The 24,058-nt window shown below is 57.7% G+C and carries 24 protein-coding genes; 13 read left to right on the forward strand and 11 right to left on the reverse strand.

Annotated elements, in window-relative coordinates; all coding sequences use genetic code 11:
• Window positions 1-7: 7 nt before the first annotated feature.
• Genes IGNI_RS06415 through IGNI_RS06425 form a run of 3 tightly spaced genes read right to left on the reverse strand, consistent with a single transcriptional unit; the run spans window position 8 to window position 2,521 of the window.
• Window positions 8-1,159, reverse strand: coding sequence for an amidohydrolase family protein (locus IGNI_RS06415; protein ID WP_012123386.1), 1,152 nt, complete (start codon window positions 1,157-1,159; stop codon window positions 8-10).
• Window positions 1,149-1,997 (reverse strand): alcohol dehydrogenase catalytic domain-containing protein, encoded by an 849-nt coding sequence (locus tag IGNI_RS06420; RefSeq protein ID WP_012123387.1) that lies wholly within the window; start codon window positions 1,995-1,997, stop codon window positions 1,149-1,151. The genes IGNI_RS06415 and IGNI_RS06420 overlap by 11 nt, the downstream gene beginning before the upstream one ends.
• On the reverse strand, window positions 1,994-2,521 hold the full coding sequence (locus IGNI_RS06425) for a 3-isopropylmalate dehydratase small subunit (protein WP_012123388.1): 528 nt from the start codon (window positions 2,519-2,521) through the stop codon (window positions 1,994-1,996). The genes IGNI_RS06420 and IGNI_RS06425 overlap by 4 nt, the downstream gene beginning before the upstream one ends.
• Window positions 2,522-2,614: 93 nt before the next feature.
• Here IGNI_RS06425 and lysS point away from each other — a divergent pair, with 93 nt between their 5' ends.
• Window positions 2,615-4,048 (forward strand): homocitrate synthase, encoded by a 1,434-nt coding sequence (gene lysS, locus IGNI_RS06430; protein WP_012123389.1) that lies wholly within the window; start codon window positions 2,615-2,617, stop codon window positions 4,046-4,048.
• On the opposite strand, the gene IGNI_RS06435 is transcribed toward lysS, so the two are convergent.
• Complete coding sequence (locus IGNI_RS06435; protein WP_012123390.1) at window positions 4,029-4,652, reverse strand: hypothetical protein; 624 nt, start codon at window positions 4,650-4,652, stop codon at window positions 4,029-4,031. The two genes, lysS and IGNI_RS06435, sit on opposite strands and share 20 nt — an antisense overlap.
• A 93-nt stretch (window positions 4,653-4,745) precedes the next feature.
• On the opposite strand from IGNI_RS06435, the gene IGNI_RS06440 reads away from it, so the two are divergent.
• Window positions 4,746-5,813 (forward strand): RNA ligase, encoded by a 1,068-nt coding sequence (locus tag IGNI_RS06440; protein ID WP_012123391.1) that lies wholly within the window; start codon window positions 4,746-4,748, stop codon window positions 5,811-5,813.
• Here the strand turns inward: IGNI_RS06440 and purL are convergent.
• From purL to IGNI_RS06455, 3 genes are read right to left on the reverse strand one after another with little or no spacing between them, the layout of a single operon-like run.
• A complete protein-coding gene (gene purL / locus IGNI_RS06445; RefSeq protein ID WP_012123392.1) occupies window positions 5,805-7,946 on the reverse strand; it encodes a phosphoribosylformylglycinamidine synthase subunit PurL in 2,142 nt (713 codons plus the stop codon). The two genes, IGNI_RS06440 and purL, sit on opposite strands and share 9 nt — an antisense overlap.
• 40 nt (window positions 7,947-7,986) lie before the next feature.
• Window positions 7,987-8,829 (reverse strand): TatD family hydrolase, encoded by an 843-nt coding sequence (locus tag IGNI_RS06450; protein WP_238374133.1) that lies wholly within the window; start codon window positions 8,827-8,829, stop codon window positions 7,987-7,989.
• 18 nt (window positions 8,830-8,847) lie between these two features.
• Window positions 8,848-9,549, reverse strand: coding sequence for a metal-dependent hydrolase (locus IGNI_RS06455; RefSeq protein WP_012123394.1), 702 nt, complete (start codon window positions 9,547-9,549; stop codon window positions 8,848-8,850).
• Window positions 9,550-9,704: 155 nt separating this feature from the next.
• On the opposite strand from IGNI_RS06455, the gene IGNI_RS06460 reads away from it, so the two are divergent.
• The 5 genes from IGNI_RS06460 to porB all read left to right on the forward strand — a co-directional run bounded on the left by IGNI_RS06460 (window position 9,705) and on the right by porB (window position 16,680).
• Window positions 9,705-13,541, forward strand: coding sequence for a hypothetical protein (locus tag IGNI_RS06460; protein WP_012123395.1), 3,837 nt, complete (start codon window positions 9,705-9,707; stop codon window positions 13,539-13,541).
• Between the two features lie 66 nt (window positions 13,542-13,607).
• The gene (locus IGNI_RS06465) at window positions 13,608-14,162 is read left to right on the forward strand and encodes a pyruvate ferredoxin oxidoreductase subunit gamma (protein WP_052570328.1); all 555 of its coding nucleotides are present in this window, start codon (window positions 13,608-13,610) and stop codon (window positions 14,160-14,162) included.
• Window positions 14,159-14,467 (forward strand): 4Fe-4S binding protein, encoded by a 309-nt coding sequence (locus IGNI_RS06470; protein ID WP_012123397.1) that lies wholly within the window; start codon window positions 14,159-14,161, stop codon window positions 14,465-14,467. The genes IGNI_RS06465 and IGNI_RS06470 overlap by 4 nt, the downstream gene beginning before the upstream one ends.
• On the forward strand, window positions 14,464-15,654 hold the full coding sequence (locus IGNI_RS06475; RefSeq protein WP_012123398.1) for a pyruvate ferredoxin oxidoreductase subunit alpha: 1,191 nt from the start codon (window positions 14,464-14,466) through the stop codon (window positions 15,652-15,654). Before IGNI_RS06470 ends, IGNI_RS06475 begins: the two co-directional genes overlap by 4 nt.
• A 57-nt stretch (window positions 15,655-15,711) precedes the next feature.
• Window positions 15,712-16,680, forward strand: a complete 969-nt coding sequence (gene porB / locus IGNI_RS06480) for a pyruvate synthase subunit PorB (protein ID WP_012123399.1) — start codon at window positions 15,712-15,714, stop codon at window positions 16,678-16,680.
• Between the two features lies 1 nt (window position 16,681).
• Here the strand turns inward: porB and truD are convergent, their stop codons facing one another.
• Window positions 16,682-17,719 carry a tRNA pseudouridine(13) synthase TruD gene (gene truD / locus IGNI_RS06485; protein WP_012123400.1) on the reverse strand — a complete coding sequence of 346 codons (1,038 nt, stop codon included), beginning with the start codon at window positions 17,717-17,719 and terminating at the stop codon, window positions 16,682-16,684.
• Window positions 17,716-18,027, reverse strand: coding sequence for a 50S ribosomal protein L14e (locus IGNI_RS06490; RefSeq protein WP_012123401.1), 312 nt, complete (start codon window positions 18,025-18,027; stop codon window positions 17,716-17,718). Before IGNI_RS06490 ends, truD begins: the two co-directional genes overlap by 4 nt.
• Before the next feature lie 70 nt (window positions 18,028-18,097).
• On the opposite strand from IGNI_RS06490, the gene IGNI_RS06495 reads away from it, so the two are divergent.
• Entirely contained in the window at window positions 18,098-19,162 is a 1,065-nt protein-coding gene (locus IGNI_RS06495) for a M50 family metallopeptidase (protein ID WP_187145958.1), read from the forward strand.
• Here IGNI_RS06495 and IGNI_RS06500 read toward each other — a convergent pair.
• A complete protein-coding gene (locus IGNI_RS06500; protein WP_012123403.1) occupies window positions 19,154-20,089 on the reverse strand; it encodes a malate dehydrogenase in 936 nt (311 codons plus the stop codon). The genes IGNI_RS06495 and IGNI_RS06500 overlap by 9 nt on opposite strands.
• Before the next feature lie 177 nt (window positions 20,090-20,266).
• On the opposite strand from IGNI_RS06500, the gene IGNI_RS06505 reads away from it, so the two are divergent.
• Window positions 20,267-20,896, forward strand: coding sequence for a hypothetical protein (locus IGNI_RS06505; RefSeq protein ID WP_148202278.1), 630 nt, complete (start codon window positions 20,267-20,269; stop codon window positions 20,894-20,896).
• 20 nt (window positions 20,897-20,916) lie between these two features.
• Here the strand turns inward: IGNI_RS06505 and IGNI_RS06510 are convergent, their stop codons facing one another.
• Entirely contained in the window at window positions 20,917-21,981 is a 1,065-nt protein-coding gene (locus IGNI_RS06510; RefSeq protein ID WP_238374088.1) for a class I SAM-dependent rRNA methyltransferase, read from the reverse strand.
• Between the two features lie 148 nt (window positions 21,982-22,129).
• Between IGNI_RS06510 and ihomp1 the strand changes: the two genes are divergently transcribed.
• The 4 genes from ihomp1 (at window position 22,130) to IGNI_RS07685 (ending at window position 24,058) form a co-directional block, all read left to right on the forward strand.
• Window positions 22,130-22,387: a pore-forming outer membrane protein 1 gene (gene ihomp1 / locus IGNI_RS06515; RefSeq protein WP_012123406.1), complete on the forward strand. Its 258-nt coding sequence runs from the start codon at window positions 22,130-22,132 to the stop codon at window positions 22,385-22,387.
• Between the two features lie 168 nt (window positions 22,388-22,555).
• A complete protein-coding gene (locus tag IGNI_RS06520; protein WP_052570338.1) occupies window positions 22,556-23,386 on the forward strand; it encodes a transketolase in 831 nt (276 codons plus the stop codon).
• 48 nt (window positions 23,387-23,434) lie between these two features.
• A complete protein-coding gene (locus IGNI_RS06525) occupies window positions 23,435-23,854 on the forward strand; it encodes a translation initiation factor IF-2 subunit beta (RefSeq protein ID WP_274377268.1) in 420 nt (139 codons plus the stop codon).
• Window positions 23,855-23,866: 12 nt separating this feature from the next.
• Complete coding sequence (locus tag IGNI_RS07685) at window positions 23,867-24,058, forward strand: eukaryotic translation initiation factor eIF-2-beta/eIF-5 family protein (RefSeq protein WP_148202279.1); 192 nt, start codon at window positions 23,867-23,869, stop codon at window positions 24,056-24,058.

Raw genomic sequence — 24,058 nt, forward strand, 5'->3', positions numbered from 1 at the left:
GGCGCGATCATCCCTCTACCATTTCGTGGCCGGAGGTGTGGAGCTTTAGCACCTCCTCCTCTGAGGGGGGCCTCCACAAGAGCTTGTAGTACTTTTTTATCTCCTCGAACCTCCACGGCCCCACGGGGTGGTCGCTGCCGCCGTAGACCCTCACCCCCGCTTCGAGCATGTCCTTAACCCTCATGAACTCCTTCCAGCGGTTGCCGAGGATCCTCTTGAACTCCTCCACCCCCACGGCCTCCATTATGCCGGGCTGTACGGACACCGGCACGCCGGCCTCCGCCAAGGGCTCCAGCTGGTCGTCCCTGACCAGCGCGGCGTGCTCTATCCTCAAGACCCTCTTAGGAGACCCGGCGAGCTTGAAAGCCTTCAAGACCACGTCCAAGGCCTCGTCGCCCATCACGTGGACCGCCACTTGGAAGCCCTCTTCCTTGCCCTTCTTTATCCAAGCGACCAGCCTCTCCAAGGGGACGTAGAGCCTCCCCTTACCTTCAGTCATAGCCGTGCCGTGGACTATAACGCCGTCCACGAAGAGCTTCACCCCGACGGCCCCCGGTATGTAGGTCTCAGTCCTCACGTAGTGATACACCTTGACGTCGTGTTTTATTTTATTAACTATCTCCATTTCCAGCCACCTCGAGGTCATGCTGTGTACCTCTACCACCCCTCCATCCTTCAGCTCGTCCAGCACCGCCTTGAACGCTTTGTACAAAAGCATCGTGTCCGGGTCCGGTATTACGCGCCTCAACTTCCTCATAGCGCTCTCGTAGAGCCTCCCGGTGAGCTTCCCGTCCTCGCACTCCGCCCCCTCGTCCTCGCAGCTCACCCCTCCCAACTTCAACGCCTTGGTGTTCGCAACGGCCATGTGGCCGTCCCTAGTAGCTAGGGAAACGGGCACCTCCGGGGACGCCTCGTCCAGAGCGAACCTATCCAAGGACCTAGCCAATTTCAAGGGGAGGAGCGTGCCCACGACCCAGCCCTTATAGGTGCCTCCCCTCTCGGCCTCCCTCCTAACCCTGAGGAGGACCTCCTCAACGGATTTACAGTCCTTCAAGTTTAGGTCTATCTTGGAGCGGGCGCTCCACGACAAGTGGAAGTGGGTGTCCACAAACATCGCTCGCGCTTCCGGGCCCTCCTCTAGAGGAGCGTTACAAAGCATCCGGCCTGACCAAGCTCCTCGAGAAGGAGGACGTGAGCGCCTCCTCCAGCTCGTTGACCTCTTCCACCAACTCCCTCAAGTACTTGGTGGGTAAGGAGGCTACCAGCCTCGCGCCCTCAACTAGGTCCCCGGGGGTCAGGGGGACCACCTCGAGCTTCTTGCCTGCGAACACGTGCTTGGAGTAGTCCACGAGGGGGTGGAGGTACACCGTTCCCCCCTCCTTTACGCACATCGCTGCGGTGTCGAGCGCGCTGGCCTCCGGGACCGAGACCACCACGGCGTCCCACTCTTGGGTACAAGCCGAGGCGGTGGTGGGGTAGTAGTTCAAGTCAAAGCTTATCTCCCTCCCCCAAGGGAGCAGCGGGAGCTCCCAAGAGAGCTTGTAGGAGGCCAACACGTTAGTTAGGCCCGAGCCGACGAGCAAGGTCTTCTTGTCGGAGGTGAGCTCAGCTATCTTGAGGGCCAACGCCCCGGCGGAGGCCAAGGCCTTCGCGTAGTCCGGCACGTCCGGGGCCTCCGCTAAGGACTCCTTGGGCACCACTACGTACTCCGCCAAGGTGCCGTCCCTGGTCACCCCCAGTATGCCGTCGAAGTAGCTGTTTATTAAGACCTCCTTCCCCTCTTCCTCCTCCACCTCTACGCCCGCCTCCAAGACGTTGCCGAAGCCCTCCAGCCCCAACACGCGCTCGGGCTCCACCCAGATGTTGCCCCTTTCCAGGCCCCTCTCCAAGGGGGAGACCGAGGCTAACTTCACCTTTACGAGGACGTGGTCCTTCGGGACGGGGGGAATGGGCGTCTCTTCGACGACCAAGTCCCCTCGGAACTTGACGGCCCTCATTTGCCCTCCACCGCCAACCTCTTCTTAAGGTAGGGGACCAAGCCCCCGCTCTCCAAGATCTCCAGTAAGCTCGGGGGGAGCTTGGGGACGTCGAACTCCTTCTTGAGGTTCCCTTCCTTGTCGTAAACCCTCACCTTCCCTCCCTCTAGGTCTACCTCGACCTCGTCCCCCTCTTCCACCGCCTCGCTTATCCCCTTGACGGCCACCGCGGGCAAGCCTTGGTTTATGCAGTTCCTATAGAATATTCTGGCGAAGCTCTCCGCGACCACCGCCTTAACCCCGGCGCCCTTTAAGGCCACAACGGCTTGCTCCCTGGAGCTCCCCATCCCGAAGTTCTTGCCCGCGACGACTATGACGCCGCCCAGCTCCTTGCTGCGCTGGTAGAAGTCCGGCATTATCGGCTCGAAGCAGTGCTTGCCCAGAGTTTCGGGGTCAGTATAGATCAAGTAACGCCCCGGAATTATGACGTCCGTGTCTATGTTGTCGCCCACCTTAATGGCCTTCGCCCTTATAGCTCCGGTCACTGCGCGATCCCGGTCGGACTCGGGGAGGAGGTTATATAGTGTTGCTGCAAAAACCCTATTATTTCCTACTAAGCGCGCGTCCGGTAGTCGGCTTTGGTGACGCCGTTCTCAGATGAGCTGAGAAAGTACAGGCCGGCGTTCGAACGGGTTAAGATACTTGACGCCACCTTGAGGGAGGGGGAGCAGACCCCGGGCGTCTCCTTCACTATAGACCAGAAGCTGGAGATAGCGAAGAAGCTGGACGAGATAGGCGTCCACATGATAGAGGCCGGCCACCCGGCGGTGGCGCCGGACGTGTACGAGGCCGTGAGGAGGATAGCGTGGATGAAGAAGGAGGGGGAGATAAGGGCCGAGGTCGTGGCCCACAGCAGGGCGGTCAAGAGCGACATAGACAAGGCCGCGGAGACCGAAGCGGATAGGATAGCCATCTTCTACGGGGTCAGCGACATACACTTGAACGCTAAACACAAGAAGACGAGGGAAGAGGCCCTCAGCATAATCGGCGAAATGGTGGAGTACGCGAAGGGTTACGGCGTGAAGGTAAGGTTCACCGCCGAGGACGCCTCGAGGGCGGACTTGCAGTACTTGGAGCAAGTGGTCAAGACCGCGAGGGACGCGGGGGCGGACAGGGTGAGCTTGGCCGACACGGTAGGGGTACTAACCCCGTGGACCGCTCAGAAGTTCTTCGAACACATGGTAAAGGCAGTCCCTAACGTTGAATACGACATCCACGCTCACAATGACTTAGGCATGGCGCTGGCCACGGCGTTCGGGGCGGTAATGGGAGGGGCCACGGCAGTACACGTGACAGTAAACGGGCTGGGCGAGAGGGTGGGCATAGTCCCCCTCCAGCTCTTCGCGGTGGCGGTGAAGGTACACTTCGACGTGGAGCTGGTGAAGCTGAGCGGCCTGATGGAGTTGACGAGGATGGTCGAGCGCTACTCCGGCATAGAGGTCCCCTACAACATGCCGGTCATAGGCGACTACGCGTTCTTGCACAAGGCCGGCGTCCACGTGGCCGGCATACTGGCAGACCCGAGGACCTACGAGGCCTTCCCGCCGGAGATGATAGGGAGGAGCAGGGACTACGTGATAGACAAATACACCGGAAAGAAGGCAGTGAAGGCGAAGCTCGAGAAGCTCGGAATAAAGGTGGACGACGACACGCTGATGAAGATACTAGAAGAGATAAAGAGGAGCAACTTAAGGTTCCTCACCGACGACGCGTTGATAAGCATCGCTGAGAAGGTGAGCGGCAAGGTGCTCAGGCCCAAGGCGACGGAGAACGTGGAGGCGGTGGTCTGGGTGAAGGTGGACAGCAACGCCTTTACGGGCTCGGTGGCCCGGAGGCTGAGCAACATAGAGGGCGTTAAGGAGGTTTCCGAAGTAACTGGCGACTATGACTTGCTAGTGAGGATAGAGGCCCCAGACCACAAAGTGCTAAATACCATACTGGACACCGTGAGGGGCATGAAGGGTATAGTAGGTACCCACACCCAAATAGTCCTCAAGAAGCTCGAGAAGTGAACCCTCTCTCCTTCAACAACTCCTCCTTAGCCTTCTCTATAGCTAGATCGAGCGCGAGCCTCTTTATCATATTTTCTAACTCAGAGGCGCTCAAGGGGCCTACGTGGAGCAGCTCTCTCCCAACGGCGTAGGCCGGCACGGCGTTGGCTCCCAAGGAGCGCAACTCTTTCAACCTCTTTTCGGAATCTACGTGAATTACTTCGAGCTCTAAGTTCGTGTACTTCCTTATTAGAGGCGCCGCCTCTTTCAGCGCCTTATAGCAAGGTAAGCCCGGGTATACGTAGAGCTTGAGCTTCACCGGGTGGGGGAGCGACTCCTCGCCCGTTCCCTTGGAGAGCTCCTTCAACACCTCTAGGAAACCCGGTATCAGGACGCCCTTTAAGGAGCCGTAGAACGTCACTTTACAAACCCCGTCCTTACAAGCCCTCAAGTAAGGCTTCTTGGAAGGGTCTTCGGGTTCCTTCCCTTCGATTACCTTCACGCCCCTGACTTCCTTCAAGGGCGAGGCCTCTTCCAGAGGGAAGGCTTCTACGACCACCTCGCCCTCCAGCTCAGTTATCTTCTTCAAACCTAAGAGTTGGAATAAGAACTCCAGCTCCTTCAAATACCGCCCCCCGCTTACCTACCGGTAAGCAAGGTTATTGAGCGCGGCCCCTATTCAACAGAGCCGCCGGGGGCGGGGCTTTAGGGTAGCGGCGTGGAGTACAAGGGGGCGAAGTACATACACCTCAAGAAGGGTAAGTGGGGCGGCAAGGGCTCAGTAATCATCTACTACAAGGGGGACGTGGGCGTAGTGCCGGGCTACCCTTCGATACAGAGGCTCGTGCTTCTCTCCAAGGTCCCCCATTACTTCCCAGAGGGGGTTTCCGTGGAGGAAAAGATGAACGGGTACAACGTCAGGGTAGTCAAGGTCGGCGGAGAGGTCTTCGCCGTAACGAGGGGAGGTTACCTCTGCCCCTACACCAACGCGAGGCTCAAGAGCGTGTACGGGGAGGAGTTGAGCTCGCTGTTGGACGAGCTCCCGCCCGGGAGCTTCGTGGCCGGCGAGGTGGTGGGGACGGAGAACCCCTACGTAAGGGTAGAGTATCCAGAGGCGCCGAAGTTCGACTACTTCATCTTCGACATCTTCGTGAGGGAGGGAGACGGGTGGAGGCAGATGCCGGTCGAGGAGAGGCACGAGCTGGTGAGGAGGCACGGGCTCCGGGGGGTTAGGCTGTTGGGGACCTTCCGGCCCGACGAGTCTGTGAGCAAGATAAAGGAGATCGTCGACCGCTTCGACGCCGAGGGGAGGGAAGGGGTGGTGCTGAAGGACCCCTTGTACAAGAGGCCCCCCGCGAAGTACACGGGCTCCTTCACCAACATAGGGGACATAGAGCAAGGCATGAAGTACCCGTTCGACGAAGGGAAGGACTACTTATTCCCCAGGATAGTTAGGGAGATGTTCAAGGTGTTTGAAGAGGGACTGGCCGGGCGGAAGCTGGAGGAGAGGGCCCTCTGGCTTGGGCGCGCCATCTTGGCGCCGGCCGTCGAGGCGGTCAAGGCCGTCGCCGAGGGGAGGCCCCTCCACGAGGACTTCGTCCTGCGCTTCCCCACGGAGGGGGACCTAGAGGACTACTTGGACTACGTTAGGCAGTTGGGGGTGAAGGTAACCGTGTTAGAAAAGTGGGAGGAGGGAGGCTGGGTCGTAGTTAAGGTAAGGAAGTTTAAGCGGAGCCCGGACGTTATAGAGTCCATGTTGAGGACCGGGAGGACCCCGCTAGACTAGGCGGGAGGTCATGCCGTTCTCCAAGAGGTCCTCGAAGTCGTCCACCGAGGCCACTTCTTTCCCATTCAAGAGCACCCTCAGCGGGCCCCCGCCCACCTTACCGACTACCGTACCTCCGGTGACCTTCAAGACCTCCTCCGCGGCTTCCGGCTTAACCGCCAACAAGTACCTAGCCCCGCTCTCGGAGAACAGCGCCTCCTCGGGCCTCTTCCAAGGCCCCTTGACCTTGTCCAACTCGAGCGTGGCCCCGAACCCCTTCGCGAGCTCCGCCACCGCCGCCGCCAAGCCCCCGACGGACACGTCGTGGACCCCCGTGACCCCGGATACCTTTATTGCCTTGAGTATCCTCTCCGCTACCCTCGCTTCGGTAGAGGGCCTCGGGACGGGAGGCTTCCCCCTCACGAGCTTGTGGACGCTCCACAGGAACTCGCTCCCTCCCAGCTCCGGGAAGGTCTCGCCTACCAGAACCAAGAGGTCGCCCTCCTCCGCGCGGGCCCTCTTCGCGTTGTAGACGTTCTCCACCTTTCCTATCATCGTTATCATGACAGTCGGCTTTATCTGCTTGCCAGTTACGTCGTCCTCGTTGTAGAAGCTCACCTTGCCCCCCACTATGGGTACGTCCACCTCCCGTTCCACCCAAGCCAGTCCGTCGATCATCCTCACGAAGAACCAGAAGCGGTCGGGCCTCTCCGGGCTGCCCGCGTCCACTTGGTCCACCGCGGCCAGCGGCCTGGCCCCCGAGGCCACCACGTTCCGGTAGGCCTCCAGAAAGACGTCCGCCGCGCCCCAGAGCGGGTCCAAGAACGTGTAACGGGGGTTGGAGTCCGTAGCTACGGCTATTCCCTTAGGGGGGTCCTCCAAGAGCCTCAGTACCGCCGCGTCCCCCTCGCCGGGCTTCACCACGGTCCTTATCTGGACCTCGTGGTCGTACTGCTCGTATATCCACCTCTTAGAGGCCACGTTCGGAGAGCTCAGCACCTTTCTGATCGCGTCCCCCAGATCTACCTCGGGGAGCGGGGGGAGGAGCTCCAGCTCGAGGTGCCACTTGGGCCTCTCGTAAGGCCTGTCCAGCTCCGGGCCCTCGGCCAAGAACTTGGCCGGCAAGTCCGCCACCTTCTCGCCGTTGTAATACAAGACCACCCTCCCGGTGTCCGTGAACTTCCCTATGACGCTGTAGGGGACGTCGTACTTTTCGAGCACCTTCTTCGCCCTCTCTAGGTCCTCCGGCCTAATTACCAACATCATCCTCTCTTGGCTCTCCGAAACTACTATTTCCCAAGCTTCCATGGGCTCGCGCAAGTGTAAAGCGTCGAGCCGCGCCTCCACCCCCAAGCCGAAGCTCGCCGCGACCTCGCTGAGGGCCGTCGCGAGCCCTCCGCCGCCCAAGTCCTTCACGAAAACCAACAGCCTCTCGTCCCTCATTTCCAATATCGAATCGATCAAGAGCTTCTCCATGAGGGGGTCGGGGACTTGTATCGCCGCGTACTCCTCCTCCACCCCCTCCTCCAAGTTCTTAGAGGCGAACGAGGAACCCAATAGGCCGTCCTTGCCCGTGTAGTTTCCGGCGATTACTATTAGGTCGCCCGGCCTAGGGGTGCCGTTTATGAGTTTGTCCTTGGGGCACACGCCCACACAAGCTACGGAGACCATCGGGTTCCTCGTGAAGTCGGGGTCGAACCAAGTCTCCCCGCCGACCGTAGGAACGCCCACCCTGTTGCCGTAGTCGGATATCCCCTTTACGACCCCCTTAACGTGCCACTTGACCAAATTCTCGTCCAAGTCTCCGAATATTAGGTCGTCGAGGAGCGCTATAGGCTTCGCGCCGGAGCTCAGGATGTCTCTAATTATACCTCCAACCCCCGTGGCCGCCCCGTTGTAGGGGTCCACCGCAGAGGGGTGGTTGTGGCTCTCTATTCTAAAAGCAACGTAAACCGAGCCGAAGTCCACCACCGCCGCGTCGCCGCCCTTCACGACCCACGGCGAGTCCATCTTCAGCTTCCTCAAGTGCTTCCTCGAGCTCTTGTAGGAACAGTGCTCGCTCCACTGCGCCTCGAACATGGCGAGCTCCACTTGGTTCGGCTTCCTCCCCAGAGTCTCTTCAATGAGCTTCAGCTCCTCTTCCGTGAGCGGCAAGGCGCTGCCCGTCGGGGCGGCTAACGACGGGTTTAGACGGTTAGGGCGGGGTTACGCCGAAAACTTTGACGACGTTGTCTACGTTGAGCTTCCACAAGTACTCCTCGTCCACCTTGCCCTCGCGCAAGAGCTCCAGCTGGTTCTTCGCCATCTCCCACGGGTAGACCACTACTCCGGGCCTCTTCGGGTCGTCTATGTGATCGCTCTCGACCATGTAGTTGGGGGGCAAGGAAATCGCCCTCTCCAAGCTGCCCTTTACCCCAGGCACGGTCGCGACCAAGCCCTCCTCCACGGCCGCCGCCAAGCTCTTGCCCCTGGCGTGGTGCACGACCACCTTGTGCGGGGGCGCCGAGAGGCTCTCGACCCTCTTCTTTATGTCTATTGCCGTGACCTTCCCTCCCTGTTCCAAGTGTAGGTGTACCACTGCCCCGTAGTCCTTTGCCCTCTCTATCGCGCTGTTCATTATTAGTTCTGAGATCACTACGGATACTGGGTTGGTCTTGTAGTGCTGTCTCCCTACCTCGCCTATGCCGTCCAAGAGCCCCTCTTTCAAATACTTCTCTACTATATCTAAGACCTTCAAGCCGAACTCCAACACCTTTTCGGGCTCCATCGAGCCCGCGAGTTTGTCCACGTCGGCGGGGTGGAAGCCGAACAGCGTCTTCACCTTTAAGCCGCTTTCCCTGGCCCTCCTCGCCTCTTCCAAGGTCTTCTTGAGGGTCTTCTCGTACCCGTCTAGGGTGGGCTCGAGGTCGTAGTGCCAAGGGCTGAGGCCCACCAGCGCGAGGAACCACCCTCCGGCCTCCTTGAACTTGGGCGCTATCTTAGACATCCCCAAGCCCTTGACGGGGTTAGAGTGGGTGTGGGCGTCGGCTACGGGCACCAAAGTCGCGCTCACCCTCTAAAATTCGAAGGTCACCGTCTCCCCGGGCTCCATGACCCTCACTTTGGCCAGTCCCGCTGACTCGACCTTCTGCTTGAACTCGTTGGGGTCCGCCCTTATCGGCGGGAAGGTGTTGTAGTGCATCGGGACGACCACTTCGGGCCTTAAGAGCTTCGTAGCCAACAAGGCCTGCTCTATGTCCATAGTGTAGTGCCCCCCTATGGGCAACAGAGCTACCTTAGGGGCGTAGAGCTCCCCTATGAACTGCATCTCGGCGAAGAGCCCGGTGTCGCCGGCGTGGTAGACCAAGGCCTTGCCGTCCTTGAAAATTATCGCTCCCGTGGGCACCCCCTTGTCGTAACTCGAGTGGGTGGCCGGGGTGAGGGCTATCCCCAAGCCCGGAGCCACGTCGTCCAGCTTGGCCGGGCCGCCTATGTTGGCCCCTATCCCTTGGAAGCCCTTCTGGGTTAGGTCCACGTATATCTCATGTATTGAGAAGAACTTGGCGCCCGTCCTCCTCATTATCTCTAGGGCGTCGCCTATGTGGTCCTCGTGGGCGTGGGTTATCACGACCAAGTCGGTCTTAAAGTTCTTTAAATAGTCCTCCAGAGTGGTCTTTGAGAGCGGGTTGGTTATCCAAGGATCTATGGCAATGCCCACCCCGTCCACTTCGACGTGGAAGGCGGAGTGGCCGAAGTAGGTCAGCTTAACCGTGGTCACGCCGCGGTCCCCGGCGGGTCCTCCGGGGCGCAAGGATTTATGGATGGGGGCCCGGCGATGAGCGGTCGGATTTCGGCTGAGAGGTGATGAGAACCCCGGCGCGAGCCGCCAAATCCTTTTGAGACTTTCTGAGGTCCCCCTCTTTGGGTACAAGAATGGAACGCGCTCTGGCGCTCATCATAATGATGGCAGTAAGCGTGGCGGCGCTGGAAAACGTAACTCAAGCCGCCTTGGCCCACGTGGTCCCTACCAAGCCGGAGGAACTGAAGTACACTTACGCGTCCCTCGTCGCCCTAAGCCTCCAAAACTTCACCTTCTCTAGCGATTTCATAGAACGGTTGAGCAATAAGGTCGCCGAACTGACTAACGCCTCCCTAAGGCTGGGGCTTTACAGAGAAGCCGCCTACGGCCTTTTAGACCTCGCGGTGCTCGGAAAGGGCTGTAGGGAGCTGAGCGAGGGCATAAACGAAGTCCTCGAGAGGGGTGACCCCATAGCCCGTTTGGTGGCGGTAAGGGCCGCGGAGGCGGCCAAGTGCCCTTACGCCTCCCAGCTGACCGCCCCGGTAGCTAGGGAGGTCGGCGACTTCGCCTTGAAGAGGGTCGGCGTTAACAACGACGACGCCCTAGAGGCGTACCACCACTTAATTGCCTTGGGCGTGAGCTCGCCCAGGTTGGACAGGTGGATTAGGAAGCTGGCGGTGGCGGAGTACATGTTGCTGACGAAGTTTGGAACCAAGGGCTGGAGGCTGGTACCCTCGTTGGCCTTAACCCCGGACGGGCTCGGGTGGCTGTACGACGACTTGGTCCAGAGGGGGTACCCCGAGTACAAGTACCTATCAGAGTTGGTAGAGGAGCACTTCTCCCCGACCGCGCTCATCGGGCTGAGCTTGACAGTCGCTATCAAGACCCAGCCCACTGTGAAGACTATAAGCATCATGTACTGTAACAAGCTCTTCACCGTAACCGTCACAACGGTCACCACCCAACGGATCACCTATACCACGACGCTAGTTCTGAACAAGACGTTCATTACGCCTATTACCCTAGAGAGGCCAGTACCCGTAATCGTTCCGGTAACCTTAAGGGTCGCCGGGGGCCTGGCGGCGGCAGGAGCGGACCTCCCGGAAGTACCCTTCACCACAGTTACGAACGTTACCTTTAAGTACGATGGAACTACCTTGACTACTCCGGTTACATTAACTCTGAGGGTCCCAGTAGTAAGCAAGCTCGATACGGTTTTGACCACTAGCACCCTAGTCGTAGGGAACAAGACGTACGCCGTGACCTACGGAACCGTCGAGGCTCTGAAGACCGTCACGAAGCTCATAACTGAAACGGTGAGCGTTACTTTGACCAAAACGATACTCTCCACCGTCACTGAAGTTGAGAGAGTAACGAGTACGATAACGACCACGCTTATAAATGTTGTCTACAGCACAGTCACGTCGATAGTGCCTTTAGAGAGAACAATTTCGTCTATAATAACCGTCTTGAAGACTGTTACCGAAACTACCTCGGTCCCGGTCACGCTGACGTTAACTAAGTTCATATCCGAAGTAACCACCCTGACTTCCGTAGTTCCCGTAACGGTCGCCAAGCTGCTGACCACCACTACCACCCTCGTGCGCGAGCTCGTGGTAGGCATCAGCAAGACTGCTTATATTACCTTCACGAAGACCTTAACGAACACGGTGACTGAGACTAAGTACGTTAACGTAACTGTAACCGTGACCCGCCCGGAGGTCTTGCCCACCACCCTCACGAAGCTCGTGACGCTGAAGGAAACCTTAGTGGTCCCGGTAACGAGCACCGTTACCAAAGCGTTGATCAACACGGTAACTAACGTAATCACTGTAACCTTAAAAGAGAGTAGGTTAATCCCGGTAGTAACCACGACCACCGCCACGCTCCTTGAAACTCTAACGAAGTTCGTCACGAGCGTGACTACTAGCACTTTGGTGAAGGTAACTCCAGTCACGAGCCTCAAGCCCGTACCCGTCTACTTTACCACCACTACCACCGAAAGGGTGACGGAAACCAAAGTTTACAACGTCACTTCGACCGTAAGCGTCGTAGAGACCCACACGTTAACTACAACGCTGATCAGAGAGCTCACGGCTACTATAATGGTCCCCATTAGAGAGACCGAGGTGCTTACAAGCACCATCTTCCACACGGTAACTGAAGTGATAACTAAGACTGTAGTGATGCCGATAGCGTCTTTCATAACAAATACCGTTACGACCACTAAGACCGACACAGTAACTGAGACCGTCGAGAGGCCAGTGTTCGTGACGGTTACGGCGTTCCGGACGAGGGCTTGTAACGTCGCGCTGCTCCCGGTCAATAAGTACATTACCTCCACAACCACGTTAGTGGAGACTGTCCTCCTCACGACCACCGTTACTTTAAAGACAACGTTGACGTCGTTGATATACACGACGAAAGTTCTAACGACCACTATAACTACTGAAGTGACTAAGGCCTTTAGCGTACTCAGCTACACTACCTTGAAAACTACGTTAACTCTAATAAAGCCCGTGACAAAGGTGCTTACCCAAACGTTGTTCAACACAGTAACGCTGACCACCACCGAGACTAAGACCGTGGTCTCGCCAGTCACGGTTACCAGCTTAGAAACTTTGACGTCCACGGTTTACGCCCTCAAGGCTATACCAGTTATGAAGACTGAAACTGTAACCGACCTCTTAACAATAACCAAGACCTTCGAGAGGACCAGCGTTACCACGAGGACCGAACTAGTGCCGATAAAAACTACGTTGACCAGTGAGATAATTAAAACGGCGTTGGAAGCGGTGCCGGCAGTTACCACATTAACTAAGACCGTCATTGAAACTGAGACCTTAACGGCCCTGGAGAGGGTTACGGTGGAGAGGCCCCCCGTTACGTCAGTCCTCACGAAGACGCTCTTATTGACTGTGCCTAGGGTATCCCTCATAACCACTGAGGTTACAGAGACCTTGACCCGGTTAGAGACCGTTAAGGAGTACGTAACTACCACTAAGACCCTAACGGTCACCCGGTTAGAGGAAGTGCCCGTGACGTACCGCGCAACTACAATTTTGACTATGCCACTAATGAAATACTTCACGGTTACCAAGACAAACTTCGTGACTACCACAGTAACAAACTTGATCTCGGTAGTCTACACGTCCATCGAGACGGTAGTTATGTCGCTCTTAAGGCCAGTAGAGGTGGTTAGCACGCTGACCCTTAGCGAGTTCTTGGTGATCGGAGAGGGCGGAAGGACGACGACTCAGACCCTAACTAAGTTGACCAATATACCTATAATGAAGTTCTTGACGTCAACCGTGTCCACAACAATACTGAGAACAGTGTCGACCACCCTAACTACCACGCTGTTGCAGTTACTTACGCTCTTCAGAACCATGACTTCCGTAACTACCGTAACGAACCTCGTGCTCTTACCCGCCACGGTAACTCAATACGTCACGCAATCCCTCTTAATACCGTTGACTAAGACCCTCGTCCAGACTACGACCGCGATAAGGACTGTCACTAGCTTCGTGACTTCGACCAGCGTCCTAACGACGGTCCTCACCACCTACGCGACCAAGCTCCTCCACGTCCCGTTTACCGTAACTACCAGCGTGACGCTGACTATCGGGACGACCGTCTTAGTGCCGCTAACCCACCTATTGACAGTCACCACGACGCTCCTACACACAGTCACTACAGTAGAGATCGTACCGCTGAAGATCACTACCACGCTATTCAACACTATCGCTATGCCAATATTCAAGACCTACTTAAAGACGCTTACTAACTACGTAACTTACTTACAAACGTACACTGCGTTAAGTACCGTCACTCTGACGCTCCAACAAGTTCTAGTTAACACAGTAACGACCACAATTACTAACATAGTCACTTTGGTCAGCAAAGCCTTGGTAGAAATTGTAAACGGAGTCGCTACGACCCTTTCGATACCAGTACTTATATACGGCTAATTTTGGTCTATACGACTTATACATGTTTAAAACCCCCGAAGAGGTCGAAGTGTGGGTCCTCCCCAGATGTCTCTCGTAGAGATCAGGTGGCACGGGAGGGGCGGCCAAGGGGCCGTGACGGCCTCCGAGATAGTTGCTAAGGCCGCTATAGCCCAAGGGAAGTACGCCCAAGCGTTCCCGTCCTTCGGAGTGGAGAGGAGGGGCGCGCCGGTGGAGGCGTTCACCAGGATAGACGAGAAACCGATATACATTAGGTCTAAGATATATGAACCAGACATCATAGTCGTGCTCGATCCGTCCCTCCTCGGCCCCAAGCTGGCCGAGGGGTTGAAGGAAGGAGGCATGGCTATTGTAAACACCGAAAAGACCCCGGACGAGGTGAGGAAGCTCCTAGGGAGGGAAGACGTTAAGGTAGCTGTGGTGAACGCCACTAAGATAGCCCTAGAGACCTTAAAGAGGCCGATAGTCAATACTGCGATACTGGGAGCCTTCGCTAAGGCTACCGGACTCGTTGACTTAGACGCCCTATTGGAGGCGGTTAAGGAAAAAGTTCCCCCCAGAACGGTGGAGGCGAACTTGGAAGCCGTCAGGAGGGCCTATGAGGAGGTGGTCATGGGATGATGGAGGAGAGGCTTCCCGGTTGGAAGGAGCTCCCAGAAGGGGCCGTGGTAAGGGACGCGGGCAACACCGAAACCATAGACGTGAGCGGCTGGAGGGTCTTCAAGCCCGTAATAATTGACGAGAAGTGCACGAGGTGTAGGCTGTGTTGGATCTACTGTCCCGACGGCGCGATAATAGAGGTCATCGACGAGAAGGCTAAGATGGGGAAGAGGTACGAGGTAGACTACATGCACTGTAAGGGTTGTGGTATTTGTTACGCCGAATGTCCGGTTAACGCGATCGAATGGGTCCCGGAGGAGAGGTGAGAGCCGTGCCCAGGTTGGCCCTAACCACTAACTACGCCGTAGCCCACGCCGCGAAGGACTCGGACGTGGACGTAGTCGCGGCTTACCCCATAACCCCCTCCACGCCGGCCGCGGAGAAGCTTGCGGAGTTCGTAGCTAACGGCGAGATGGACGCGGAGTACATACACGTGGAGTCCGAGCACTCCGCGGCCTCGGCTCTGGTGGGCGCCTCCGCGACCGGAGCTAGGAGCTTCACCGTAACCGCTAGCCAAGGCTTGGTGTACATGGCAGAAGTGTTATACATAGCTTCCGGCCTGAGGCTGCCTATAGTGCTCGGCGTGGCCTCTAGGGCCTTGAGCGCGCCCCTGAGCATCTGGGGCGACATGCACGACATAGCAGTGTTGAGGGACGCCGGCATAGTGACCTACTTCGTCAGCTCCGCGCAAGAGGCTTACGACACCGTAATACAAGCGTTCAAGGTCGCTGAGGACCCCAGGGTGCACTTGCCGGCGATAGTGGACTACGACGGCTTCGTGCTGAGCCACGTGACCGAGCCCGTAGAGACCTTGGAGAAGGAAGAGGTGTTGAAGTACATACCTAAGAAGATAACGTGGAACACGCTGAACCCCAAGCACCCCATATCCATGGGTACAGTCGGCGATCCCGACTGGTACTACGAGTTCAAGTACCAGCAACAAGTAGCCATGGAGAACGCGCTAAAGGTCGCGGAGGAGGCGGACAAGGAGTTCGGCAAGGCCTTCGGGAGGAGCTACGGAATAGTTGAGCCCTTCATGATGGACGACGCGGAGGTGGCTGTAATCGCCTACGGGGCCCACGCCGGAACGGCGAAGGTAGCCGTGGAGAGGGCGAGGAAGGAGGGCAAGAAGGTCGGCCTGATAAGGTTGAGGCTCTGGAGACCCTTCCCAGTGCCTCACATGAGGAAGCTGCTGGATAACGTGAGCGTAGTGGGCGTCCTGGACAGAGCTATGAGCCTCGGCGCGCCGCGCCAAGGCCCGGTAGCGCTGGACGTAATGGCCATGTACGCCAGCGACCCTCAGAACGCCCCGAAGATGGCGAGCTACACCATAGGCATAGGCCAGAGGGACGTGAGGGTTGAAGACATACTGACCGTAATAGACCAGCTGCTGGAGTTCGCGAAGGGCAAGGAGGTCCCAGAGAAGACCGTCCCGATAGGACTAAGAGAGTAAACTTTTTATTTGTAAAATCCAAAATGGTTAAGGTTCGCTCGTTGGGGGTGAGGAGTTATGGCCCTTAAGGAAGTAGGCCCCATGCAAGAAATTAGGAACCACATGCAAATTCCGAGGGACGAATACATAGCTGGCGGCCACTCCGCTTGCCAAGGCTGTGGCCACTTCGTGATTATAAGGCACTTGCTAAAGGCAGCTGGTCCCAACACCATAGTAGTTAACCCGACGGGCTGCGTGGAAGTAGTTACTACTGTGTTCCCCTACAGCTCTTGGAAGGTGCCGTGGATCCACGTAGCCTTCGAGAACGGGGGAGCGGTGGCCTCGGGAGTAGAGGCCGCCGTGAAGGTGCTTCAGAGGAAGGGCGTCCTCCCCAAGGACGAGCAAATCAACGTAGTGGTCTTCGCGGGCGACGGGGGTACTGTTGACATAGGCTTCCAGTCGCTCTCCGGCATGTTGGAGAGGGGCCACAAAGTAGTATACGTCCTCTTGGACAACGAAGCTTACATGAACACCGGCATTCAGAGGTCCGGCTCTACGCCCTTCGGCGCTTGGACTACCACGACGCCCGTGGGGAAGAGGTGGAAGGGCGAGTGGAGGGTTAGGAAGGACATGATCCAGATAGCAGTGGCCCACCACATACCGTACGCTGCCACGATAAACCCCGCTTACCCGGTGGACATGTATAACAAGATGGTAAAGGCCCTTAAGGCGGAAGGGCCGGCGTTCCTACACGCCTACAGCCCGTGCCCCACCGGGTGGAGGTTCGACCCGGCCAAGACCATAGAGGTGGCCAGGCTGGCGGTGCTCACAGGCTACTGGGTGCTGTACGAGTACGACCACGGCCAGTACAAAGTAAACGTCCCGGTGTTGAAGAGGAAGCCGATCAGAGAGTTCATAAAGATCCAAGGGAGATTTAGGCACATGACTGAGGAACAAATAAAGAAGCTGCAAGAGATTGTAGACGAGTACGTGGAGACCATAAACAAGTTGGTGGGTAAGACCGTAATAGGGCCCGTGGCGGAGTGAGTCAGACGGCGAAGGGGTCCCTAACTATTTCTCTCAATAAAGACGTCGCGTAGTAGCCCCTAGGCAACTTGAAGATAAGCGTCACCCTCCCGTCCCCCCTAGCAAAGCTCTTCACGTAGGTCTCGTAACAAGGTCGCCTAGGGGCCGCCCTCAGGCCGAACTTTTTGAAGAGCTCCAAGGTAACCCCTTCCTCCTCTAAGAGCTCTTCGTAGCCCTCCGCCCCGGGCCCGGGAAGGGCTTCGGGGCCCTCACAAGGGTCGTCGAACTCGGAGAGCCTCTTGTTGTACAGGTAGGACTGGTAGGCGTGGAGGAAGAGCTCCGTCAAGCCGCTCTTCTTCAAGGCCCTCTTGGGGGAGCTCCCCCTCAAGAGCTCGAAGGCCACCCTCCTCTCAACGTCCATGAACTTGGGGGCCCTCAAGTAAGCGCGCGGCCCCTCAGAATAATACTCTAGCCTAACCCTCCTGGCCGCCTCCGACTCCCACGGGGTGGGCTCGCCCAAGAGGGCCTCCACCGCCTCCTCCCACCTCTCCAAGAGGATCATCTTGCCCACCACGTGGGAGACCGGCCTAGCGGTGCCGAAGCGCTGGTACGAGAAGTAGCCCGGGACCTTCACTTTCCCTTCGAGCGAGTGTGGTTTGGAGCACTGAAGGTCTATCACGAACGCGTTGCCCCACATGCGGGCCTTGTTGATTGAGCCCCTGCCCAACGGAGTCAAGACCAGGCAGCCCTTCCTAAGCCTCAGCTGAAGGCCTTCGCTGACGACGTCCGAGCTCAAGAGCTGTAACGTAACGCCGTTAGCGTCCTTGAGGCCTAAGTGGTACCACTTACCGCCCAAGCGCCTCCTAATTTCCCGGAGGGCGTGGATGGTGTCTATCCCCTCCTTGAGGAGTAGGTATACGTAGGAGGGGCCCGGGGAGGGCTCCGAGAGCTCTATGACCCGGAACCCCTTGGGCCTGAGGACCCTTCCCTCGCAAGCTTCTAAATTTAGGAAATACTTCGTCATACCGACGTAATAGTCTATGGGGTGCGGGCGCCTCATAGGTAAGCTCCGAGGGACGGGGGTACCGGCAGCTCCGGCTTTACTTCCTCCTTCATGAACTCCTCCAAGCCCGCTTGCCTTATCGCCTCGAGCACCTTCGCGTCGTCGGCGCCCTTCTCTATCTCCACCTTCTTGTCCAAGGGCTCCAAGTGCTTTATGTTCATCCTCCTCCTCTTGACGCCGTTAAGCTCCTTGGGGCCGGTTACCAACACGAACTTGTCGTCTATCAAGTCTACTATGACACACTTCTTACCGGCCCTCCTGCCGGCTATTATTACGCATACCCTACCGACCTCGATCGCCGGCATGTAACTTCGACCCCGGCTGCGCTAGCTTGCAAGGTCTTTAAGGGTTGCCGTGAGGGCGTTCGGGAGCCTCATGGCGCTCGAAGCCTTGGCACTCGTCGCGCTCGTCGCGGCCTCAGTGGTCCCCTACTTCTTGAACAAGTCGAGCGAGAGGCTGTTCACCCCCTTCCCCGGCTTCGTGGCACTGCGCTTCCCCGTGGAGGGCAAGCCCACCCAAGGCAAGTCTAGAATAGTTGAAGCGTCTTTGGACTTAGCAATCGTCATCACAGTAATACTAATGCTCATCGGATATACGTTAATCGTACGGACGCTCGTCCCGAAGTCCCCGGCGGGGGGCGCGTTCGTCCCCTTGATACCTGGGGTCACGGTGCCGGTCAACCTACTGGTGAGTTTAATATGGATAATAGCTATTGCGGTCGTCGTACACGAGCTCTTCCACTACTTGGCGTGCGTGTGGCAAGGGATAAGGGTGAGGAGCGCCGGAGTGGGGCTGCTGCTCTTCTTTCCAATAGCCTTCGTGGAGCCGGACGAGGAAAACTTGATGAGGAGCCCTCCGAGGGCCAGGGCACGGGTCTACTCCGCCGGCCCCGCGGCCAACGGAGTTCTCGCCGCCTTGGCGCTAGTCCTTATAACTGTATTGATTGAAAAGGGAGTGTACGTAATAGACGTGGAAGAGGGCAGTCCCGCGTGGGCGGCTGGGATAAAGAAGGGCGACGTAATAATTGAAGTTAACGGCCAGAGGGTGAACAACCTAATAGACCTTAGGAAAGCCATCTCTTCCGGCGAACTGCTGAAGGTCGTGGTCTTGAGGGGGGAGGAGAAGGTCACGTTGCTCGTGAACAAGGACGGGAGGGAGAGGATAGGAGTCTACGTGCTGCCTTGGGTGCCCAAGGGCCCCTTGAGGGGCCTCCCCCCAGAAGAGGCCGCGAAGGCTGTACAAACGCTCTTCTGGACCCACGGGGTCAACTTAGGCCTTGGAGTGGTGAACGCGCTACCGATGTTCATAACTGACGGAGGGAAGTTGGTTTCCGAGGTAAAAAGGGTTAGGAGGCTTTCCTCCGTAGCGGACGCGTTCCAATTGATCACTGTAATACTGTTCGTCCACGCGTTGGTCGGATCCCTCAGGCCCTTAGCTTGAGACGGCCTCCTCGTATACCCTCTTTATGGCCTCGGCCGCCCTCTTCAGCCTCTCCCTCTCCTCCTCGTTGAGCAGCTGGGGCAGCGGGACCAGCCTCCCGGAGATCTTGGTGGGAACCGAGACCGCCACCCTCCCCACTCCGGGGACCTCTTGAACCACGGAGACCGGTATTATTCTGCCCTCGTTGGCCAAGTGCGACACGACTATCTCTTGGAACGTCGCCGCGGGGCCCCATATGGTCGCCCCCTGTTTGGCAATGATCGTCGCCGCGACCTCCTTCACGTACTCCTCTATCCTCGACCTGCTCAAGTCCAGCCCTTTTTCTTTTATGTACTCATCAATGGGTACGCCCTTCACTGTGACTGTACTCCAAGCCACGAAGGCCTCCTCTCCGTGTTCTCCGACCACGTAGCCGTCTATGGCGGCTATCGGCTCGTTAAGCAGCTCGCTGACCGCGCTCCTAAACCTATAGGTGTCCAAGCTGGTCCCGGTGCCTATCACGGTTCCCTTGTTACCTATTACGTCGCTCAGTATCATGGTCATAACGTCGACGGGGTTGGTGATTACCATGTAGAAAGCTCCGGGGTTCCTGTCCCTAAGCTTGTCGCCTATATCCCTTATTATTTGAGCATTGACCTTTGCTAAGTCTCTTCTGCTCATATCGGCCTTCCTAGGCTTTCCGGCAGTTATTACGATCGCGTCCGCGTTCTCCACTTTGGACACGTCGTCGTAGGCCTCCACTTGAATGCTCCTCCGGAAGACCGCTGCGGCGTGTTTGATGTCTTCCATGACGCCCTTGCTGAGGCCCGGAACGGCGTCGACCAAGACCATCCGGGCGACGCCGGGCACTATAGCCATAGTATAAGCGAAGGTCGCGCCTACCCTCCCGGTTCCTATAACGGCTACCTTGTACGGGACCCTTGCCAACTTGCTCGCCCGGAAAGGGAGGCTCGAGTCAGCTTATACGAGTTTTACAAGTATATACAAGGCCGGGTAGGGGTGTTCGACCCCTACCGGCTCCCGGCCTTCCCCGACCGCCCTGCGACGGCCTCGGGCCGGTCCATCCTGGGGGCGAGGAACCTTCAAGGAGGGGACAAAAAAGGAGTGCGGGCGCCGATGATGAGTGGCGACGGCTCGAGCGGTGAAGAGAGGATACCTCTCAGAGGCCCCTTCGTGGAGAGCTGGGTGAGGGGGGAGAGGGCAGTCGAGCTCGTCAAGGCCTTCTACTTGGGCTGTCTGTGCGAGGGCTGCTCCCTCTGTCCCCCGAGGGTTACCGTCAAGGGTTGGAAGGGGGTGAAGAGGAAGGCGATAATCTTCGCCTTGCCGGGGGAGAGGGAGGAGTTCAGGGCCGCCGCGAGGCACAGGTACGTGGACGGGATATCGTTCGGCAAGAGGACCTTGAGGTACTTCGACGACAGCCAAGCCAAGCTCATGTTCCAGTACGGCAAGGTGGGCGAGGTGAGGGTCCGCGAGGTCATAAATCACCCCAAGAGCCTAAACGACTTGAAGTTTGTGATAAACTTAGCGTTGAACAAGGAGGTCCCCATGACCTTCACTTGCGCGCCGGAGAGCCCCTTGGAGGTCTGCCACCCCTTCCAAGTGCTTTCGCTGATAGAAGCTCTGGGCTACCAAGAGGAGGACGTCAAGGCCTTGTGGGGCTTGGGGTCAAATTTCTTAATCAGTTTGGTGGAGGCCAAGCTGGGGATGAGGACGGTGTTAAGAGGCGAAGGGTGAGCTAGAACCCACGCCCCGACTCAGCCCAAGTAGACGAAGGCGGTCTTCAAATAGTCCTCCAAGCCCATCCGGGTGCTGTGGTCCGGGGCGGAGCCCCTCAACTCTAGTATTCTGTACTTGGGGGCCAAGGCTTGGTGGACGGCCCTCACGAAAGTCTCCCTATCCATGCTCCGCGAGCAAGAGGAGAGCACGGCTAGGACCTCTATTATCGACCCCGCGCCGGAGTAAGCCCTCACGTACCTAACGTAACCGTCCTTGTAGTCGTCCATTAAGGCCGGTGGGTCTACGCTGCCCACTTCGAAAGACTTTCCCCTCTTAATACTCCTCGCGAAGAACTTCCAAGCGTCCTCCCTAACTACCCTCACCTTCCCCTCGTCGAAGTTGTTCAGCCTCAAGTTCTCCCTCAGAACCCTCAAAGCCCAAGGGTCCTCGTCCACGAAGGTTACTTCCCTCGCGCCGGCCTTCAAGGCGTGGAGGCCGAAGCCGCCGGTGTAGGAGAAGGCGTCCAAGAACTTAGAGCCGGAAGAGAACCTCTCCGCGTAAACCCGGTTCTCCCTCTGGTCCAAGTAGAGCCCGGTCTTCTGCCCCTCTATGCTCACCTTGAACTTCACCCCCTCCTCGTCCACCACGGTCTCCTTCTTATTGCCTATCAAGAGGCCCTCCCTAGGGGGCAAGCCCACCTTGGCCCTGACCCTCTGGGAGCTCTTCTCGGCCACCGCCTCCGCCCCGGTCACGTCCTTCACTATCTTCGCTATGGTCATTATGTGCTTGTCTATAGCTAGGGAGGAGGACTGGAGGACGGCCAAATCCTTGTAGACGTCAACTATTAGGCCGGGGAAGGAGTCGCCGTCCCCGTTAATCAAGCGGTAAGCCTCGTAGCGGAGGAGGGACTTGGCCTCGAAGGCCTTCTCTATAACTTCTCTAAAAGCCTCCTCCGCGCTGTCCGGGCAAGGCTCGAAGGAGATCACCCTAACTCCTATCTTGTCTAAGAGGCCGCACGCCAAGTCCTCCTCGCCGTCGCTCAAGGTGACCAAGGCCCCGACGGGCGCCGGCGAGCCCTTGAGCCACCTCCTATAGATTATCATTTCCCCTCTTTCCAAAAGTTTCGGACCTTCCCCCACCACTCTAATCCGCATCCTTCAGACCTAGTGAGAGGCCGGCGGTTAGGATTTCAAAAACGGAACCGTTCGGTATTACCAGTTTAACAAGCTTTATTAGCCGGTCATCTCTAGTGTGGAAGCGAGAGAGGTGGAGGAAATGAGGAGGAGCAGGTTGTTGACCCTGGGCGGTATCGGCTACACCGCCGTGATCGCGTTGGCGGCGCTCGTCCTCGTAATGGGCGCCCTCGGGCTCGTGCTCAAGGTGGCCGCCGCGGCCGGCGCGCTGCCTTCCGAGGTCGCCAAGGTCGCTAACGCGCTGCCCGGCCTGAAGGCCTCGGTCGATGCGAACCCCGCCGCTGGCTCCCTCAGCTCCGTATCCGTCAGCACGTAAATTCTAGAATACCCTCCTTTTTTAGATGCGTCCAAGACGCTTACCCTACGCTCGGCGTTTTAGGTATTCTTATACTTCCTCCCCTTAAGCTCTATGGGGCGCATAAGGCCCTAACAAGCGATATAACCTCCGCCCTCTAGCCCCACCGGGTTCCCACACTTGAGGGAAGTGAGCAAGCTAATTGAAGTCACTACGTCAGAAAAGGTAAAAAAGATAGAAGAGGTAGCAAAGCTCATGAGGAAGTACATAATCGAGATGGCCAGCGTAGAGAAGACCGTCCACCTAGGCTCCAGCATGTCCGTAGTGGAGATCTTGGCGACCATCTGGCTGGGCGCGATGGAGCCTAGGAAGTGCGACGAGAGGCCTACGGAGCACGACTGGTTGATCCTCAGTAAGGGCCACGCCGTACCGGCGTTCTACGCGCTGCTCGCCGCCCTGGAGCTCATACCCCCTCACTGGGTCAAGACCATAAGAGATATTTCCAGCCCCCTCCAAGGCCACCCGGACGACACCTTAGCTTGCGTTGACGCCCCCACGGGCAGCCTAGCCCAAGGCTTCAGCTTCGCCACCGGAGTCGCTAAGGGTCTAAAGATGAAGGGCAGCAAGAAGAGGGTTTACGTGGTCCTAGGCGACGGGGAGCTGGACGAGGGAGAGGTCTGGGAGGCCGCCTCCACTGCCGCCGCGCACTCCCTCGACAACTTAACGGCCGTAGTGGACTGGAACGGCTTCCAGCTCGACGGGGAGACATTCAAAGTAAAAAATAAAGGCGACTTAATAGGGAAGTGGAAGGCCTTCGGGTGGCACGTCATAGTGGTGGACGACGGCCACGACGTGGCGAGCTTGTTGGAGGCCTTGGAAGAGGCTAAAAATGTGAAGGGCAAACCTACCGTCATATTGGCTAAGACCGTTAGGGGTAAGGGGGTTCCGAGCATAGAGGGGACCAAACAGCAGAGGATAGAGCCCTCCGAGGCGCGCAAGCTGCTCGAGGAGATGAGCTGAACTTTATAGCATCGCTCCCCTCCCCCCTCGGGGTGTGTAGCCTTTCCGATAAGGGACTGGCCGTACGAGAAGCTCTTGGAGAGGGCCTACAGCATGCTCCCGAGCAGGGTGGAGCACAAGGAGAGGTTCCAAGTGCCCAAGCCGAGGGTGCTAATAGTCGGAGACAAGACCATAGTACAGAACTTCAAACAAATATGCGACGTACTGAGGAGGGAACCAAAGATAGTGACCAAGTGGTTCGCCAAAGAGCTCGCCGTGCCAGTCCAAATAGGCGAGAGCGGGGAGATGGTGCTTACCGGGAGGTTCTCGCCCCAAATAATAGAGAGGTTGTTGCAGAAGTTCGTGGAGCAGTACGTCATATGCCCTACTTGTGGCGGGCCCGACACCGAGCTCATAAGGCTGGACAGGAAGGTGTGGATCCTAAGGTGTCACGTCTGCGGCGCGGAGACCCCCGTGCCGCCCTTGTGAGGTGGAGCGTCCATGAAGTATTGCCCCCGCTGCAAGTCACCCATGGAACTCAATATAGAGAAGAGCGTTTCCTCCGACGGGACGGTGAAGGTCCTCTACTTCTACCGGTGCAAGGCATGTGGCTACAGGCTGGAGGACGCTGTGTTGCTAATGAAGAAGGGCGACGGGGGCTACGAGGTTAAAGCAGTAGAATACCTAGATTGA

This window comes from Ignicoccus hospitalis KIN4/I (genome assembly GCF_000017945.1).
Lineage (GTDB): Archaea > Thermoproteota > Thermoprotei_A > Sulfolobales > Ignicoccaceae > Ignicoccus > Ignicoccus hospitalis.